This is a genomic window from Burkholderia sp. WP42 (assembly GCF_000745665.1).
GTDB classification, from domain to species: Bacteria; Pseudomonadota; Gammaproteobacteria; order Burkholderiales; family Burkholderiaceae; genus Burkholderia; species Burkholderia vietnamiensis.
On the sequence record NZ_JQJT01000042.1, the window covers coordinates 1 to 14780 of the forward strand.

At 67.4% G+C, this 14780-nt stretch carries 13 protein-coding genes; 5 read left to right on the plus strand and 8 right to left on the minus strand.

Annotation, left to right across the window (positions count from 1 at the left end):
* The 3 genes from EX20_RS21800 to EX20_RS32140 form a co-directional block, all read right to left on the minus strand.
* A partial coding sequence (locus tag EX20_RS21800; RefSeq protein WP_034194554.1) for a transposase occupies nucleotides 1–291 on the minus strand: 291 nt, incomplete at its 3' end.
* Between the two features lie 149 nt (nucleotides 292–440).
* Complete coding sequence (locus EX20_RS32135; RefSeq protein WP_131753929.1) at nucleotides 441–1004, minus strand: hypothetical protein; 564 nt, start codon at nucleotides 1002–1004, stop codon at nucleotides 441–443.
* A 104-nt stretch (nucleotides 1005–1108) separates the two neighbouring features.
* Entirely contained in the window at nucleotides 1109–1471 is a 363-nt protein-coding gene (locus EX20_RS32140) for a hypothetical protein (RefSeq protein WP_131753930.1), read from the minus strand.
* A 302-nt stretch (nucleotides 1472–1773) separates the two neighbouring features.
* On the opposite strand from EX20_RS32140, the gene EX20_RS21810 reads away from it, so the two are divergent.
* A complete protein-coding gene (locus EX20_RS21810; protein ID WP_034194741.1) occupies nucleotides 1774–2256 on the plus strand; it encodes a cupin domain-containing protein in 483 nt (160 codons plus the stop codon).
* Nucleotides 2257–2526: 270 nt separating this feature from the next.
* Here the strand turns inward: EX20_RS21810 and EX20_RS21815 are convergent, their stop codons facing one another.
* Both EX20_RS21815 and EX20_RS21820 read right to left on the minus strand, forming a co-directional pair.
* On the minus strand, nucleotides 2527–3849 hold the full coding sequence (locus tag EX20_RS21815) for an ATP-binding protein (protein WP_041494234.1): 1323 nt from the start codon (nucleotides 3847–3849) through the stop codon (nucleotides 2527–2529).
* An 11-nt stretch (nucleotides 3850–3860) separates the two neighbouring features.
* Nucleotides 3861–4601 carry a response regulator gene (locus tag EX20_RS21820; protein ID WP_034194743.1) on the minus strand — a complete coding sequence of 247 codons (741 nt, stop codon included), beginning with the start codon at nucleotides 4599–4601 and terminating at the stop codon, nucleotides 3861–3863.
* Nucleotides 4602–4824: 223 nt separating this feature from the next.
* Between EX20_RS21820 and EX20_RS21825 the strand changes: the two genes are divergently transcribed.
* The gene (locus tag EX20_RS21825) at nucleotides 4825–5415 is read left to right on the plus strand and encodes a thioredoxin family protein (RefSeq protein ID WP_014724042.1); all 591 of its coding nucleotides are present in this window, start codon (nucleotides 4825–4827) and stop codon (nucleotides 5413–5415) included.
* Between the two features lie 49 nt (nucleotides 5416–5464).
* On the opposite strand, the gene EX20_RS21830 is transcribed toward EX20_RS21825, so the two are convergent.
* Complete coding sequence (locus EX20_RS21830; protein ID WP_034194744.1) at nucleotides 5465–6103, minus strand: FMN-binding negative transcriptional regulator; 639 nt, start codon at nucleotides 6101–6103, stop codon at nucleotides 5465–5467.
* A gap of 41 nt (nucleotides 6104–6144) precedes the next feature.
* Here EX20_RS21830 and EX20_RS33355 point away from each other — a divergent pair, with 41 nt between their 5' ends.
* Both EX20_RS33355 and EX20_RS21840 read left to right on the plus strand, forming a co-directional pair.
* The gene (locus EX20_RS33355) at nucleotides 6145–6528 is read left to right on the plus strand and encodes a hypothetical protein (RefSeq protein ID WP_374702176.1); all 384 of its coding nucleotides are present in this window, start codon (nucleotides 6145–6147) and stop codon (nucleotides 6526–6528) included.
* 104 nt (nucleotides 6529–6632) lie between these two features.
* Complete coding sequence (locus EX20_RS21840; RefSeq protein ID WP_034194746.1) at nucleotides 6633–8828, plus strand: penicillin-binding protein 1A; 2196 nt, start codon at nucleotides 6633–6635, stop codon at nucleotides 8826–8828.
* 10 nt (nucleotides 8829–8838) lie between these two features.
* Here EX20_RS21840 and EX20_RS21845 read toward each other — a convergent pair whose 3' ends face one another.
* Together EX20_RS21845 and EX20_RS21850 are read right to left on the minus strand one after the other, a co-directional pair.
* Complete coding sequence (locus EX20_RS21845; protein ID WP_034194747.1) at nucleotides 8839–10095, minus strand: hypothetical protein; 1257 nt, start codon at nucleotides 10093–10095, stop codon at nucleotides 8839–8841.
* A 268-nt stretch (nucleotides 10096–10363) separates the two neighbouring features.
* On the minus strand, nucleotides 10364–11782 hold the full coding sequence (locus EX20_RS21850) for an MFS transporter (RefSeq protein ID WP_034194748.1): 1419 nt from the start codon (nucleotides 11780–11782) through the stop codon (nucleotides 10364–10366).
* Nucleotides 11783–12221: 439 nt separating this feature from the next.
* On the opposite strand from EX20_RS21850, the gene EX20_RS21855 reads away from it, so the two are divergent.
* A complete protein-coding gene (locus EX20_RS21855; protein WP_034194749.1) occupies nucleotides 12222–14681 on the plus strand; it encodes a DUF3772 domain-containing protein in 2460 nt (819 codons plus the stop codon).
* The last annotated feature ends 99 nt before the right edge of the window (nucleotides 14682–14780 follow it).

Sequence of the window (14780 nt, forward strand, 5' to 3'; positions counted from 1 at the left end):
TTCGACCCGAACCGGGCCACGATCGGTGATGACCGTCTTGCCGCTGGCGCCGTTGCGCTCGTTGGCCTGACCGGGCGGCTTGGACTGGCCTGGTCGGTAGCCCAAATGCAGATTCATCTCGGCGCCCATCGCGCGCTCGATGACTGCCTTGTTGAACGCCAGCATCAGGTCCTGAACCTCGGCCGGCGTCATCGGCCCCTTGACCAACTGGTCCAGCAGTTCCTTGGGCAGTTCAGGCAGCGGCCCGCGGGCCGCTGCCTGACGCGCTACAGTTTGCCTTTTCTTCTTCATTGGCATATCCATGACTTTTACACCTCATGATATGCCCCGCCCACGAAATCACGGATAGGTCCTGGCCGACTGTCGCCTGATGCCGTTGGCCGAACCCGACCCGTTGCGGACCTTCGACCTTCCCCAAAGCAGCCGTTCAACGTGCGCGGCTAGATTGGGTTTTGGTTGGCAAGCAGCGCTGATGACTCATCAAACCACCTGAGGAACTTATCGATAGCGTCGGCGGCGGCGGGTATCGATGCATGCAAGGGCTGAACCGTGTCGGAGCCGCGTCGCAGAACAAGAATCTTCGCTGGTTGTGCCGGTGGGCAGAAAATGAAAGCCTTGCCTTCCCGGTCGAATTGCTCGCCCCAATTCGTCAAGAAATTGAAAGCACCATATTTTTCCCGATCGCGCTTGCATTCGAAGATGGTTCGATCGTCGTCTTCAAGCAATTCGTCGCCTTGAGCCCCGTACAGAAGTCGATCAAGACGATCAATTAATTGTTCGTCGCTCAGACCGTCCAGATCACTTCGCCAAAGATTTGGAAGGGCTCCCACGAGCTGTTTGAATCCGAGATATGCCGGATACAAAGAACATCGAGGATTAGAAAAATCCCCTATCGATGTATTTGCGCACCATACTTGCATTCGCCCGTAGACGGCGGAAGGCGGGACCAGACCAGGTTCGATCATGGCTTCGATGGCAAACTCAGATTTTGAACCGAACAACATCGATCAATGTCCGTCCTCTAAATGGCGGCGTTTTGTGATGGATCGCGGTCATTGTCTGCGATTCAGACAACGATGTCGAACGTCTGCTTCTGGCCGTCAAATGCCTATGAATTTGTCGCCGCATCATTGGCTTCAACGGTAATACAGAAGTGCAGTCTGTCCGTCGTTCCGAGATTATTTTCCGTCCACTCCAATGCCGCCGCCGCGATTGTCCGACGGCAGAAATCCGCGGCTTCCGGTATCGAAAGATCCTCCAGACTCGTCGTTCCCTGCGGCGCGTTACCGTGACCGACCCGTCCATCCGGCGACTGAATCCATCCTTCCCAACCCAGGATGCGAATCTTGTTGTTCGCACAGTAGTCGATGGCTGCGATAGCCGCATTTAGCGGAAGGACGATTTCCCTTGGTGAAATCGATTGCAGCGCGATCTCGGGCGGCAAACATTGCAGCTGCATCAGTTGAGTCACTCTTTCAGTTCGGACATCGCCGGATTGTCGGCAATCTAGCCTCATATGTCGAGCGTCCGTTCCTGGCCGGGAAGTCGCCGGTCGGCGCCCGGTGCGGCCCGACCGGCGACTTCCGACCCGGAGCCGACGGTGGACTCAGCAGCGCATTTTCGGCAGCTCCCAAACTACAACGGCCATTCACCCTTGCCCGCCGCTTGCGGCTCGTCGGCCGAAATGGCCATGGCCAAGATTGGCCGCAGGTTGTGGTTAGCGTCCGCTCCTAAACCGTTATCATCAATGGCCGTCCTTTAAGAGAACAACCGATGAGCCGACCAGATTTCGTCAAACACTGGACTGAACTCGAAGAACCGGATGCACATTCCTATCCCGCCGATACCGAGCCCATGGCGCTAGACGCTCCGCTTTCTGCCGCACTCGGCATCACGCGTATTGGTATTCATCATGTGAGGCTTCTACCCGGCCGGAGGACATCATATCCGCACGCCGAAAGTACCGAGCAGGAGTTTGTGTACGTGCTCGAGGGCAAGCCTGACGTCTGGATCGACGGTGTGCTGCATTCCATTGCTGAAGGTGATTCGGTTGCGTTTCCGGCAGGTACGGGAATTTGCCACACCTTCATCAACAATACGAAGGACGAAGTCAGGCTGATGGTGATCGGCGAACGTCCGCGCGACGACAATCGTATTCGTTACCCGCTCAACGAAGCGTACGAACTTACGCGCGCGGACCGCTGGGTGGACTGGCCCGCTAGACCCCTCGGCGACCATAACGGAATGCCGGACTGAGCTTACGCGGATCAACGCGGCGGCTCATGACCCACGATTCGTCCTCGCGAATCGAATGGCCGCTCGCAGGGTGGATCTAACATCTGAACGTCCGCGCAGCGGCGCTAGCGAATGACGCTTCATGGCCGAACTTAGTCAGACACCTGGCGCTGTCTGTTTGGTCTAGTCCAGCCATATACATTTGCTTCGTCGCACTTCGCTCGTCACGCTTGACTCATCTCGCACGATTCGTCTCGCGTGATCGGCGCCCGTACTTCCCCGCTCCCCCCATCACCCCGCATTCACCAACGTCAACCGCGCCTCCAGCCCGCCGCCATCCTCCCGGTTGCGCAGCGTCAGCGTGCCGCTCATCGCGAGCGCGAGCTGCCGCGCGATCGCGAGGCCGAGGCCCGTGCCGCCCGTATCGCGGTTGCGCGACGTCTCCACGCGCCTGAACGGCTCGAACACCGCATCGAGCTGATCGTCCGGGATGCCCGGCCCGCGGTCGCGCACCGCGATCACCGCGCCGCCGTCGGGCGCCGCCTGCACGTCGATCTCCGCTGCGCCCGCGAACTTCAGCGCGTTGTCGACCAGATTGCCGACGATCCGGCGCAGCGCCTTCGGCCGCGTGACGAGCGCGAGCGGCCCGCCGCTGTGCAGCGCGACGTCCTGTCCCGCATCCGTGTAGTCGCACACGATGCTGTCGAGCAGCGCGTCGAGATCAATGCGGCGCGCGGCCTCGTCGGTGCCGTGCAGCGTGCGCGCATACGCAACGCCCTCCTTCACCAGATGCTCCATCTCGAGCAGATCGTGGCGCAGCTTCGCGCCTTGCACGTCGTCGTCCATCGTATCGACACGCAGCCGCATACGCGTGATGGGCGTCTGCAAATCATGCGAGATCGATGCGAGGATCTGCATGCGCTCGGCCATGTACTGCGCGATGCGCTCCTGCATCGCGTTGAACGCGCGGGCCGCGCGCGCGACCTCGGACGGCCCGTTCTCGTCGAGACGCTCGCCCTTCAGGTCGGGGCCGAGCGCGTCGGCCGCCTGCGCGAGCTGGTTCAGCGGCCGCGTCGCGAGCCGCACCGCGAACCAGCAGCACGCAGCCAGCACCGCGAGCTGCAGCGCCAGCACGTACGGCAGCCAGCCCGACAGCGGCACCGTCGACATCGGATGGATGTCGATCGTCAGCGGCGAACCGTCGGTCAGGCGCAGATGCACCTGCAGATGCTCGCGATCGCCGGGAATCGCGTTCGCGGTCAGCGGATAGTCGCCGCCGATGCCGTCCGAGATCGAGCGCTCGACGCGCGCTGACAGGCGCGCCTCCGGCGGCGTGCCGGTCTGCCCCGGCCCAAGAATGAACGTGTAGCTGCGCCGCGCGAGACGCGGCACCCACGCGGCGCGCTGCGCGGGCGGCAGGTTGTCGAGCAGCGCGACCGAACTGGCGACTTCGCGCTCGATGTAGCCCATCATCAGGTTGGTGGTCGCCTGGTCGCGCTCGGTCACGGTCAGCCAGAACGACAGCGTCTGCGCGAGCGCGAGGCCGACGCACAGAATCAGCGCGAGCCGCGCGAACAGCGAACGCGGCCAGTGCCACAACGACAACGCCGACAACGCGCGCGCGTTCATGCGCCACCTTCGACCGCGGTCACCGCCGACGAGAACACGTAGCCCTCGTTGCGCAGCGTCTTGATGTAGCGCGGCTCGCGCGCGCCGTCGCGCAGCCGCTGGCGCAGCCGGCTCACGAGCAGGTCGATCGACCGGTCGAACGGATCGGACTGCCGCCCCTGCGTGAGATTGAGCAGCTGGTCGCGCGTCAGCACGCGCTGCGGATTGTCGACGAACACGCGCAGCAGCCGGTATTCGGCGCCGCTGAGCGCGACCATCGTGCCTTCGGTGTCGAGCAGGTGGCGCCCGGTCGTGTCGAGCCGCCATTCGCCGAACGCGAGCATCGCGGCCGTCTCCGTCACCTGCATGCCGGGCGGCAGCATGCGTGCGCGGCGCAGCACCGAGCGGATGCGCGCGAGCAGCTCGCGCACCGCGAACGGCTTCGCGAGATAGTCGTCGGCGCCCATTTCGAGGCCGATGATCCGGTCGGTTTCCTCGCCGCGCGCGGTCAGCATCAGCACCGGCACGGTACGGAACCGGCCGGCGCGCAGGTCGCGGCACAGCGTGAGGCCGTCCTCGCCGGGCAGCATCAGGTCGAGCACGATCAGATCGGGGGCGCCGTCGTCGAGCAGGTTGCGCATCTCGCGGCCGTTCGCGGCGACCGACACACGCATGCCGTTCTTCTCGAGATAGTCCGCGATCAGTTCGCGGATCGCGCGATCGTCGTCGACGATCAATACGTGGTCGGGCTTGTCCATGGGTGTCTTCGTCGTGATGTGGCGGCTCGCGATGTCCGCTTTTATACCGCAGCGCGGCCGCGCGTTTGTATCTCAATGTATCGCGCCGCCGCGACGACACACAACATTGCACACGCGCCGCTTGGAGGACACATCGCCGATACGTCGGTGCGGCCCAATGGGGATCGTCGAAACCCGTCGGCCGACGCACCCGCCCAGCCGGCCACCGAACCGGAGAACCGCCATGCTGCCCCGTTTCAGAACCGCCGTCGCCGTGGTCGCGGTCGCCGCCACGGCCGCGCTCGCCGCATTCGCCGGCACGCGCGACGATGCCAAGCTGCCCGCATCGGCAGCCGGCATGCAGGCGCCGAACTTCACCGGCATCGAGCGCTGGCACAACAGCGCGCCGCTCACGCTCGACCAGTTGCGCGGCAAGGTCGTGCTGGTCGACTTCTGGACCTACTCGTGCATCAACTGCATTCACACGATTCCGTACGTGAACGACTGGTATCGCAAATATCGCGACCAGGGGCTCGTCGTGGTCGGCGTGCATACGCCCGAGTATCCGTTCGAACGCGATGCCGACAACGTCGCCGAAGCGCTCGAGCGCTTCGGCATCCGCTATCCGGTTGCGCAGGACAACCACTACGACACCTGGCGCGCGTACGGCAACCAGTACTGGCCCGCGCTGTACCTGATCGACGCGAGCGGCAAGGTGGTCTACACGCGGTACGGCGAAGGCGGGTACGACACGACGGAAGCCGCGATCCGCGCCGCGCTCGCGCAAGCACATGCGGCCACCGACGCGATGCAACGCGCGACGCGCACGCAGTAGCTCGCACGGCGGCGCGCGCAGGTGCGGCGCGCGTGCGGATCGGCGCGACTCACTGCCGCTTCGCGTCCGCCTGCTCGAGCATCGCGTCGCCGATGGCCACCTGCCCGTTCGCGATCAGCGCGTCGGCCGCGCCGCGAATATCGTCGGCCGCCTTGGTCTGCGACAGCTTGCGTTTGCCGACGAGCCGCGTGATCTCGATCTGCAGCCCGACGATCGACTGCAGCAGCGCATCGAGATAGTCCTTCGGCGCATCGGCCATCTTCCACGGCACCGGCTGCGACGCCTCGTGCGTGCGCGTGAGCCGCGCGACCACGCCGCGCACGAACTTCTCGTCGTCGCGCACGGTGATGCGACCATACGCATGCACGACCACGTAGTTCCACGTCGGCACCTGACGGTGCGCGACATGCTTGCTCGGATACCAGTTCGGCGAGATGTACGCATCGCCGGCGCGGAAGATCACGAGCACGTCGTCGCCGTTCTCGACTTCCTGCCACAGCGGATTCGCGCGCGCGACGTGCGCATGCAGCTCGCCGAGGCCGCCGTCGCGCGGCAACAGCTCGAACGGCAGATGATTCGCGTCGAGGCCGCTCGCGCCGTGCGTGACGAGGCTGCCGAACGGATGCTGGACGATCAGCTCGCGCAGCGCGTCGGGGTTCGATTCGGCGAAATCGGCAGGGACATACATGGCGGCTCCACAGTGGGACGGGGTTCGGCTGACGGCCCTGCATGGGCTTCGTCATGCGCAGATTGTGCCCGCAAACTGGTTTCTTCTGTAGAACCGGTTGCGAGCAGTTTCAGCAGAACAGGATCGTGGCCCGAACGGCCCGCATCGTGGCAATGCCGTCGCTCGGCGCGCTCCGGCGCGCCGCCGTGCGCCTCGGCGACGTGCGGCTCGGCGACGATCCGCCGTCCACGTGGCGGCTCGCGGCATCGCTGCAGGCGGCGCGCTCCACCGTCGTCGAAGCGAATGCACAACCGAGCGGCAAAGGCTTCGTGGAAGCGCGCGGCGTGGCGGCTTCGATCGCGCAGATGGAGGCGGCCGCCCTCGACCCGAGCGGCGCGCCGCGGCCGCGGGCGCCGCGAAAGGTTGTCCGCGGGCAACAAACGTAATCGTCTGTAAATCTTGCAAGAAAACGGCCGTTTCGGCCCGCGGCAGCCGCTCGCGGTTTGCTAGCATCGCGCCTTTTCGGACCGCGCTCCGCGCTACCGTCGCCGTGAATCGCTTCGTGCCGTCTCTTCGCAATCTGTGGCTCCGCTGCCGCGACCGCGCGCGCGCCTTGTGCGCCGGCGCATGGCAGCGGCTGCGCCATCCGACGCGCCGCGGCGTCGTGCTCGCGCTCGCGGCGCTTCCGCTGCTCGGGCTGCTGGTCCTGCTCGCGTTCGTGCCGTTCACGCCGAGCATCGGCGACATCCGCCGCGCCCGCATCGACCGCCCTGCGCGCGTGCTGTCGGCCGACGGTCAGCTGATCGCCGAGTTCCGGCCCGTGAACCGCGAATGGGTGCCGCTGCGGCAGATATCGCCGCACATGGTCGACGCACTGATCGCGACCGAAGACCACCGCTTCTACGCCCACCACGGCATCGACTTGCGCCGCACGATCGCGGCCGGGCTGCATACGTTCTCGGGCAGCCGCCAGGGCGGCTCGACGATCACGCAGCAGCTCGCGCGCAATCTGTATCCGGACGAGATCGGCCGTGCGCCGACCCTCACGCGCAAGGTGAAGGAGCTGATTACCGCGTTCAAGATCGAGACGGTATACAGCAAGGACGAGATCCTCGAAACCTATCTCAACACCGTGCCGTTCCTGTACAACGCGTACGGCGTCGAAATGGCCGCGCGCACCTATTTCGGCAAATCGGCGGATCAGCTCGACATCGTCGAAAGCGCGACGCTGGTCGGCATGCTCAAGGGCAACAGCTATTACAACCCGGTGCTGAATCCGGAGCGCGCGGTGCAGCGGCGCAACCTCGTGCTCGCGCGGATGGCGGCGCTGCGCATGCTGTCGCCGCAACAGCTCGCGCAATTGCAGCGCCGGCCGCTGCGCGTCGATTTCGAGCCGCAGACCGCGCAACCCGGCCCCGCGCCGCACTTCGCCGTGCAACTGCGCAAATGGCTGATCACGTGGGCCGATCGCAACAACTACGACCTCTATTCGGACGGTCTCGTCGTGCGCACGACGCTCGACGCCCAACTGCAGCAGATGGCCACGCGTGCGCTCGCGCAGCAGACCGAGCGCCTGCAGGCGGTCGCCGACGGCGCGTGGCGCGGCGCGTCCGGTTGCGGGCTGCGCAACGACCTGTTTCGCGGCTTCGTCCGGCAGAGCGCCGACTACCGCGCAGCGCGCGACGCCGGGCTCGCCGACGCGGTCGCGCTGAAGCAGCTCGGCGCGAACCGCGCGTTCATGCGCGCGCTGTGCGAGCGCAAGACGCGCGTGCAGGCCGGCTTCGTCGCGCTCGACCCGCGCGACGGTGCGATCCGCGCGTGGGTCGGCAGCCCCGATTTCGACAGCGAGCCGTTCGATCACGTCGCGCAGGCGCGGCGGCAGCCGGGCTCGACGTTCAAGCCGTTCGTGTACGGCGCCGCGTTCGCGGACGGGATGCGCCCGGACGACACGTTCGTCGATCGCCCGGTCGCGATCCCGATCGGCGCGCACGCGCAGTGGCGTCCGACCGACGCGGAGCCGCCGACGGACGCGCCGATGACGCTGCGCGACGCGCTCGCGCTATCGCGCAACCGCATCACCGCGCAGGTGATGCAGCGCGAAGGCGCGGCGCGGGTCGCGCAGCTCGCGCGCGCGATGGGCGTGCGCGACAGCCCGCTCGACGCGGTGCCGTCGCTCGCGCTCGGCACGAGCCCCGTCACGCTGAAGGAAATGGTGTCCGCGTACGGCACGATCGCGAACCGCGGCGTGTACGTCGCGCCGCAGATGATCACCCGCATCGAAGACCGCGACGGCAAGGTGCTCGCGACGTTCGGCAGCGCGCCGCCCGAGCGCGCGCTGCCGGTCGCGGCCGCGCAGACGCTGATCGACGTGATGCGCGGCGTCGTCGACTACGGCACCGGCGCCGACATCCGCGCGCGCTACGGGATCCGCATCGACGTCGCCGGCAAGACCGGCACCACGCAGGACAACACGGACGGCTGGTTCATCCTGATGCATCCGCAACTGGTGGCGGGCGCGTGGGTCGGCTTCGACGACGGCAGCGTGACGCTGCGCAGCGATTACTGGGGCGCAGGCGCGCACAGCGCGCTGCCGATCGTCGGCACGTTCTTCGATGCGGCGCTGCGTGCGCGCGCGATCGACCCGCGCGTGCAGTTCTCGCCGGATTTCCGGCCGCGCAGCGCGCCGGCGCCGAAGCGGCGTGCGCCGCATTCGGGCCTGTTCGACTGGCTGAAATTCTTCCGCTGACCGGCGCGCGTCAATCCGCCGTGTCGCCGTTCTTCGGCAATTTCGACCGCGCCTTGTGGCCCGGCGCCGGCGACCATGCCGGACGGGTACTGCGTTCGCTGTCGATCACGACCAGATAGCGCCCGGCGATCGGCGTGATGTCGCGATCGTGGCGCAGCACCCACAGCGACCGGCCGGACTCGACGCGCGCCTGATAGTCGTCGTCGAGAATCGCGTGACGGTCGAGGAACGTATTCAGCGAAGCGGGAATCCGCACGCAGCCTTTCGAATGCCGGATGCCGAGCAGCGGCTCCAGACGATCGGGGTCGGTCGCATGCATCTGGAAGCGCATCGGCGACTTGCCGCCCTTGCCCCAACCGCGCTCGCCTTCGACCCAGCCGAAATCGTAGATGCGCATGTCGTGCGCGCCATAGCCGCGAATGCCGTGGTCGTTCATCGTTCCTTCGGCACGGAAATCCATGTTGTCGGGCGAATGGTGGAACACGCCGAGCGGCGTCAGGAAGTGATCGTACTGGCCGGGCCAGCCGGTGCCGACCGGCGAGGCGCCGATCAACAGCCATGCGTTGTCCGGCGTCGCGCGGAAGTAGATGAACAGCGCCTGCACGTTCGGCGCGCGGTCGACCATCGCGACGTACTCGCCGGCGAGGTCGCCGAGATTGGCGTCGGTCAGTGCGCGCTGAAGGCGATCGGCGTATGCGCGCTGGTCGTTGGCGGGCACGTTCAGCCGCCGCGTCACTTCCTGCGCGAAACGCTCGCGCATGTCGAGCGCACGCGCGGTCGCCTCCTTCGCCTGTTCCGCAGACAACGGCGGATGCCGGCGCGGCGGCGTCGGCGCCGGTGCTTCGGCTTCGCTCGCGGAAGTTTCTGCGGTATCCGAGGCGGCGGATGCGGCCGAAGCAGCCGATGCGCCGCTGACAGGCCGAGCGGGATGCGAGTGATGCGCGGCGGCGGCAGACGACGGCGCCGCCGACGACGCCGGATGCGCCGCGGCGGCATGCCGAGCCGGAGAAGATGCCGATGAGGAGCCGGGCGCGGCAGACGCCGGCACGTCGGATGCGCCGAAGGCCGGCTGCGGGACGAGAACGGAAACGGGGAGCGCGGCGGCGAGCCACACGAAGGCGGCGACGGTGCGCGTACTGCAACGCGGCACGGGGAATCGCCGCGTCAGGTCGGAAAGCATCATGCGATCGGAGCCATCGGCCGATCCGGCCGCCGGACATAGCGAGCGGCGCAACGCGCGCGAGCTTCGTCGGTACGTGGAACGCATCGCATGCGCGCCGCGCCGACGTCTCGCCGGGGCGAAGCCGCTCGTGCGGGCAACACGTTCAGCCCGATGGCGGTCAATGAGTCGTGAGGTCTTTCATTCTACCTGCGCACGCATTGGACGGCAGCGTGGCGGGGCGTGGGGCGCGCACCGAGCGTTTTGCTCTTGGCTTCGGGCTTCGTTCGCCGTTCGCCGTTCGCCCTGCACGAAGCACCAAGCGTCGCGCAACGTAGCGCGCCGCCCGGCCGCCTGCCCCACACCCGCGCGACAACTACTTCGAAATCGCCTCGAGCGCGATGCCGCGGGTGCGCGGCCCCATGAACCCGATCGCGGCCATCACGATCACCATCGCGCCGGCGATGAACGCGAACACGCCGAACGTACCGAAGCCCTTGAGCACGGCGGCGATCACGAACGACGAGAAGATCGCGGAAAAGCGGCTCCACGAATAGACGAAGCCCACCGCGCGCGCGCGGATCGACGTCGGGAACAACTCGGCCTGATACGCGTGGAAGCTGTACGACATGATGTTGCTCGCGAGCGTGAGGCCGATGCCGAGCACGATCAGGAACGCGCCGACGGTCGTCTGGCTGAACAGCAGCCCGCAGACGACGATCGCCGCCGCCATCGCGACGATCACCGACTTGCGCTCGAAGCGATCCGCAATCACCAGGCCGATCAGCGGACCGAGCGGCGCCGCGAGCGCGATCACGCTCGAATACATCAGGCTCGACGTGATCGTGATGCCCTGCTTGATCAGCAGCGTCGGCACCCAGTTCGCGAAGCCGTAGAAGCCGACCGTCTGGAACACGTTGAAGATCGTCATCATGATCGTGCGGCTCCGATACGGCGGCACCCACATGTCGCGGAAGCGGCCGCGCGGCGGCACCGGCTCGGGCGGCGCGGGCGGCGGCAGCGAGCGGCCGTATTCGGCTTCCACCTTCGCCTCGAGCGCGCGCATGATGCGGTCGGCCTCGTCGACGCGCCCCTGCTGCGCCAGCCAGCGCGGGCTTTCCGGCAGCTCGCGGCGAATCCACCAGACGAACAGCGCGCCGTGCGCGCCAATCAGCACGACCCAGCGCCAGCCGTCGAGGCCGAGCGGCGCGTGCGGCACCAGCAGGTACGCGAGGAACGCGACCACCGGCACCGCGACGAACCCGACCGCCTGCTCGCACGCGAACGCGCGGCCGCGGATCTGCTTCGGCACCAGCTCGGAGATGTACGTGCCGATCGTCACCATCTCGACGCCGAGGCCGAGACCGACGACGAAGCGCCAGAAGTTCAGCCCGCCGGCCGTGTCCTGGAACGCCATCACGACGTTGGCGGCCGTGTACCACAACAGCGACCACGTGAAGATCGCACGGCGTCCGAAGCGATCGGCGAGAAAGCCGCATGCGATCGTGCCGATGAACAGGCCCGAGAACAGCGCCGCGATGAAGCTCGCGACGCCCGTGGTGCCGAACAGCCCGTGCGTGGTCGCCGACAGGATGCCGCTCTTCACGAGGCCCGGCGCGACGTAGCCGCTGTACAGCAGATCGTAGAGTTCGAAGAAGAAGCCGAGGCTCAGCAGCACGACGAGCTTCCAGACGCTGCGGGTGGGCGGCAGGCGGTCGAGGCGGGCCGAGATTGTGCCCGCGTCGATGGTGGAGGACGGGGCGGCTGCCCGTGGAATGCTTTCCGATGAGACCATCTTGGTCGTGTCTCCTGATCGTGTCGTATGTTGTTGTTCGCCGGCCGGCCGGCCGCCGCGTCGACGATTCGCTGCATTGTACCGGCACGCCGCACGCGCCGGCTCGGATGGTCCGAGGAGCGCGACGCCGCGCGGGCACACCGCTTCGCAGCCGGGCGATATGTAAATTGCGTAACGATGTGTCGGCGCATCGCCATCGGTGCGCGCAGGCCATGCGCCGCCGCAGCCGCCCGCGAAAGCCGGCGCGGCCCCGTCGGCACGGGCGTCCGGCGTCGCCGCGCGCCCGCGCGCGTCCGCCGGCGCATGCCTGCGCGCCGAGGCCGCGCGGCACGACCTGCGCCACCGCCCGCGCCGCGCCCGGTAACATGCTAGCGGTCCAACTTCCCGCCTCCCCGGCGCCATGCGGCGGCCGGGGTCGTCAGCAAAACGCAAGCATTCCATGTCAATACCACGACTTTCCACCTACGCACGCCGCATCGCGCTGATCGCACTGCTGCAGTTCGCGGCGATCGCGACGGCCGCCGCGTTTCCGGCGGCCGCGTCCGCACCGGGCGCGAGCGGCGTCGGCGTCCCGGTGCCGACCATTTCGGTGAGCGACGCGCTCGCGCAGCTCAAGCAGATGCAGCTTCAGCAGGACCGCATCAAGCAGCAGACGTCGACGGCAACCAACAGCAAGGAGCTCGACGAACTCGGCGACGCGACCCAGGAGCTGAGCGCCGACGTCGACAAGCTGCAGAGCGAGCTCGCGCCGCAGCGCACCCAGGTGCAGGCGCAGCTCGACGTGCTCGGTCCGCCGCCGGCGCCCGGCGCGTCGCCCGAAACGCCGGCGGTCGCGCAACAGCGCGCGACGCTGAACGCGCGCAAGACGCAGATCGACGCGGCGCTGAAGCAGGCCGCCGACCAGAAAGCCAATCTCGCGAACCTGGCCGACCAGTTCGCGAAGCTGCACCGCAGCCTGCTGCGGAACCAGCTCGCGTTCCGCTCCGGCAGCATCTTCGGCGCCCAGTTCTGGCTACCGCTGTTTCATCTGGCGCCGGAGGACGTGAAGCGGCTCGACGCCTTCGACGCCGAGCTGCGCGACATGCTGCGCTCGTCGTGGACGCCGGGCCAGCGCGCGATCACCACGCTGCTGGTGCTCGCCGCGTTCGCGGCGTGGCTCGGCGGCCGTCGCGTCGTCGAGCGCGGCCTCGCCTGGGTGTGCCTGAACCGCTTGCCCGCCACGCGGCTGCGGCGCAGCGCGCTCGCGCTGGCGACCGCGCTCTCGACGCTGCTCGCCACCGCGGTGGCCGTGCAGATCCTCTATCTCGCGCTCGCCCGCCATTACGAGCTCACGCCTGCGATGAGCGATCTGTGGGACGCGTTCGCGAAGCTCGCGGTGACCTGCGCGCTGATCGCCGGCCTCGGCCGCGCGCTGCTCTGCACCCGCCATCCGTCGTGGCGGCTGCCGGCGCTCGCCGATTCCGTCGCGCTCGCGATGAAGCCGTTCCCCGGCGTGCTGGCCGCGCTGCTGCTGGTGTCCGGCGCGCTCGAATCGATCAACCGCATCGCCGACACCAGCCTGTCGGTCACGCTGCTCGGCCGCGGGATCGTGTCGCTCGTCGTCGCGCTGACCGTCGGCGCGTCGCTGCTGCGCGCCAACCGCGTGCGCAGCGCGCTCGCGGCGGCCGGCGAGGCGCCCGAACAGCGCTCGACGCTCGCCGGGCTGATCCATGCCGGCGTCACGCTCGCGATCGTCGCTTCGCTGGGCGCGCTGCTGATCGGCTACATCACGGTCGCGCGCTTCATCACGTACGAGCTCGTGTGGTTCGAGATCGTGCTGTGCAGCGTCTACATCCTGATCCAGCTGACGCGCGACGCGAGCGAAAGCCTGTTCTCCGCGAATCTGTCGACCGGCAAGCAGATCAAGCATCTGTTCGCGCTCGACGACCGGCATCTCGAACAGGCGCACACCGTCGTGTCCGGCCTCGGCACGAGCCTGCTGATGCTGGTGGCCGCGATCGCGCTGGTGACCGGCGGCTTCGGCACGACGCCGGGCGACTTGCTCGACAGCGCGGTCACGATGATCGGCGGCGAGCGGCTGCAACGCCTGAACATCATGCCGGACCGCATCATGAACGCGGTGATCGGCTTCGCGATCGGCTTCTACCTGCTGCGCTCGGTGCGCCGCTGGCTCGACAACGAGTTCATGCCGGCGCTCGGCATGGATGCGGGCATGCGCGTGTCGCTCGTCACGCTGTTCACCAACGTCGGCTACGTGCTGCTCGTGCTGATGACGCTGGGGCTGCTCGGCGTCAAGTGGAGCAATCTCGCGTGGATCGTCAGCGCGCTGTCGGTCGGCATCGGCTTCGGCTTGCAGGAGATCGTGAAGAACTTCGTGTCGGGGCTGATCCTGCTGACCGAGCGTCCGGTGAAAGTGGGCGACATGGTGAGCATCGCGGGCGTCGAAGGCGACATTCGCCGCATCAACGTGCGCGCGACCGAGATCCAGCTCAGCGACCGCTCGACGGTGATCGTGCCGAACTCGCAGCTGATCTCGCAGAACGTGCGCAACGTGACGATGGGCAACAGCACCCAGGGCGTGGCGACGCTGATGCTGACGTTCCCGCTGAACACCGACCCCGAGCAGGTGCGCGACCTGCTGCTCGACGCCTATCGCGAGCACCCGGCGATCCTCGACAAGCCGGCGCCGTCGGTCACCTTCAGCCAGCTGACGGCGGACGGCATCACGCTCAGCGTGACCGGGTACGTGGCGAGCCCGCGCATCGCGAGCTCGACGAAGAGCGACCTGCTGTTCGAGATCCTGAAGCAGCTGCGCGCGGCGAAGATCACGCTTTCGACGCCGCAGGTGCTGGTCGTGCAGAACATGCCGACGAGCGACGGTGCCGCGCCGCACGAATGACCGGCCGCACGCGCACCGCCCTGTCTTGGCGGTACGCGCGCGCCCGTCGCCATGAAAAAGGCCGGCTGCCGCTTGCGCGGCAACCGGCCCTCGTCGGTC

Bases quoted from the DNA above. Each gene is read 5' to 3' on its own strand.
- EX20_RS32135 (WP_131753929.1), bottom strand. From the start codon at position 1,004: ATGTTGTTCGGTTCAAAATCTGAGTTTGCCATCGAAGCCATGATCGAA.
- EX20_RS21810 (WP_034194741.1), top strand. From the start codon at position 1,774: ATGAGCCGACCAGATTTCGTCAAACACTGGACTGAACTCGAAGAACCG.
- EX20_RS21820 (WP_034194743.1), bottom strand. From the start codon at position 4,601: ATGGACAAGCCCGACCACGTATTGATCGTCGACGACGATCGCGCGATC.
- EX20_RS21825 (WP_014724042.1), top strand. From the start codon at position 4,825: ATGCTGCCCCGTTTCAGAACCGCCGTCGCCGTGGTCGCGGTCGCCGCC.
- EX20_RS21830 (WP_034194744.1), bottom strand. From the start codon at position 6,103: ATGTATGTCCCTGCCGATTTCGCCGAATCGAACCCCGACGCGCTGCGC.
- EX20_RS33355 (WP_374702176.1), top strand. From the start codon at position 6,145: ATGGGCTTCGTCATGCGCAGATTGTGCCCGCAAACTGGTTTCTTCTGT.
- EX20_RS21845 (WP_034194747.1), bottom strand. From the start codon at position 10,095: ATGCGTTCCACGTACCGACGAAGCTCGCGCGCGTTGCGCCGCTCGCTA.
- EX20_RS21850 (WP_034194748.1), bottom strand. From the start codon at position 11,782: ATGGTCTCATCGGAAAGCATTCCACGGGCAGCCGCCCCGTCCTCCACC.
- EX20_RS21855 (WP_034194749.1), top strand. From the start codon at position 12,222: ATGTCAATACCACGACTTTCCACCTACGCACGCCGCATCGCGCTGATC.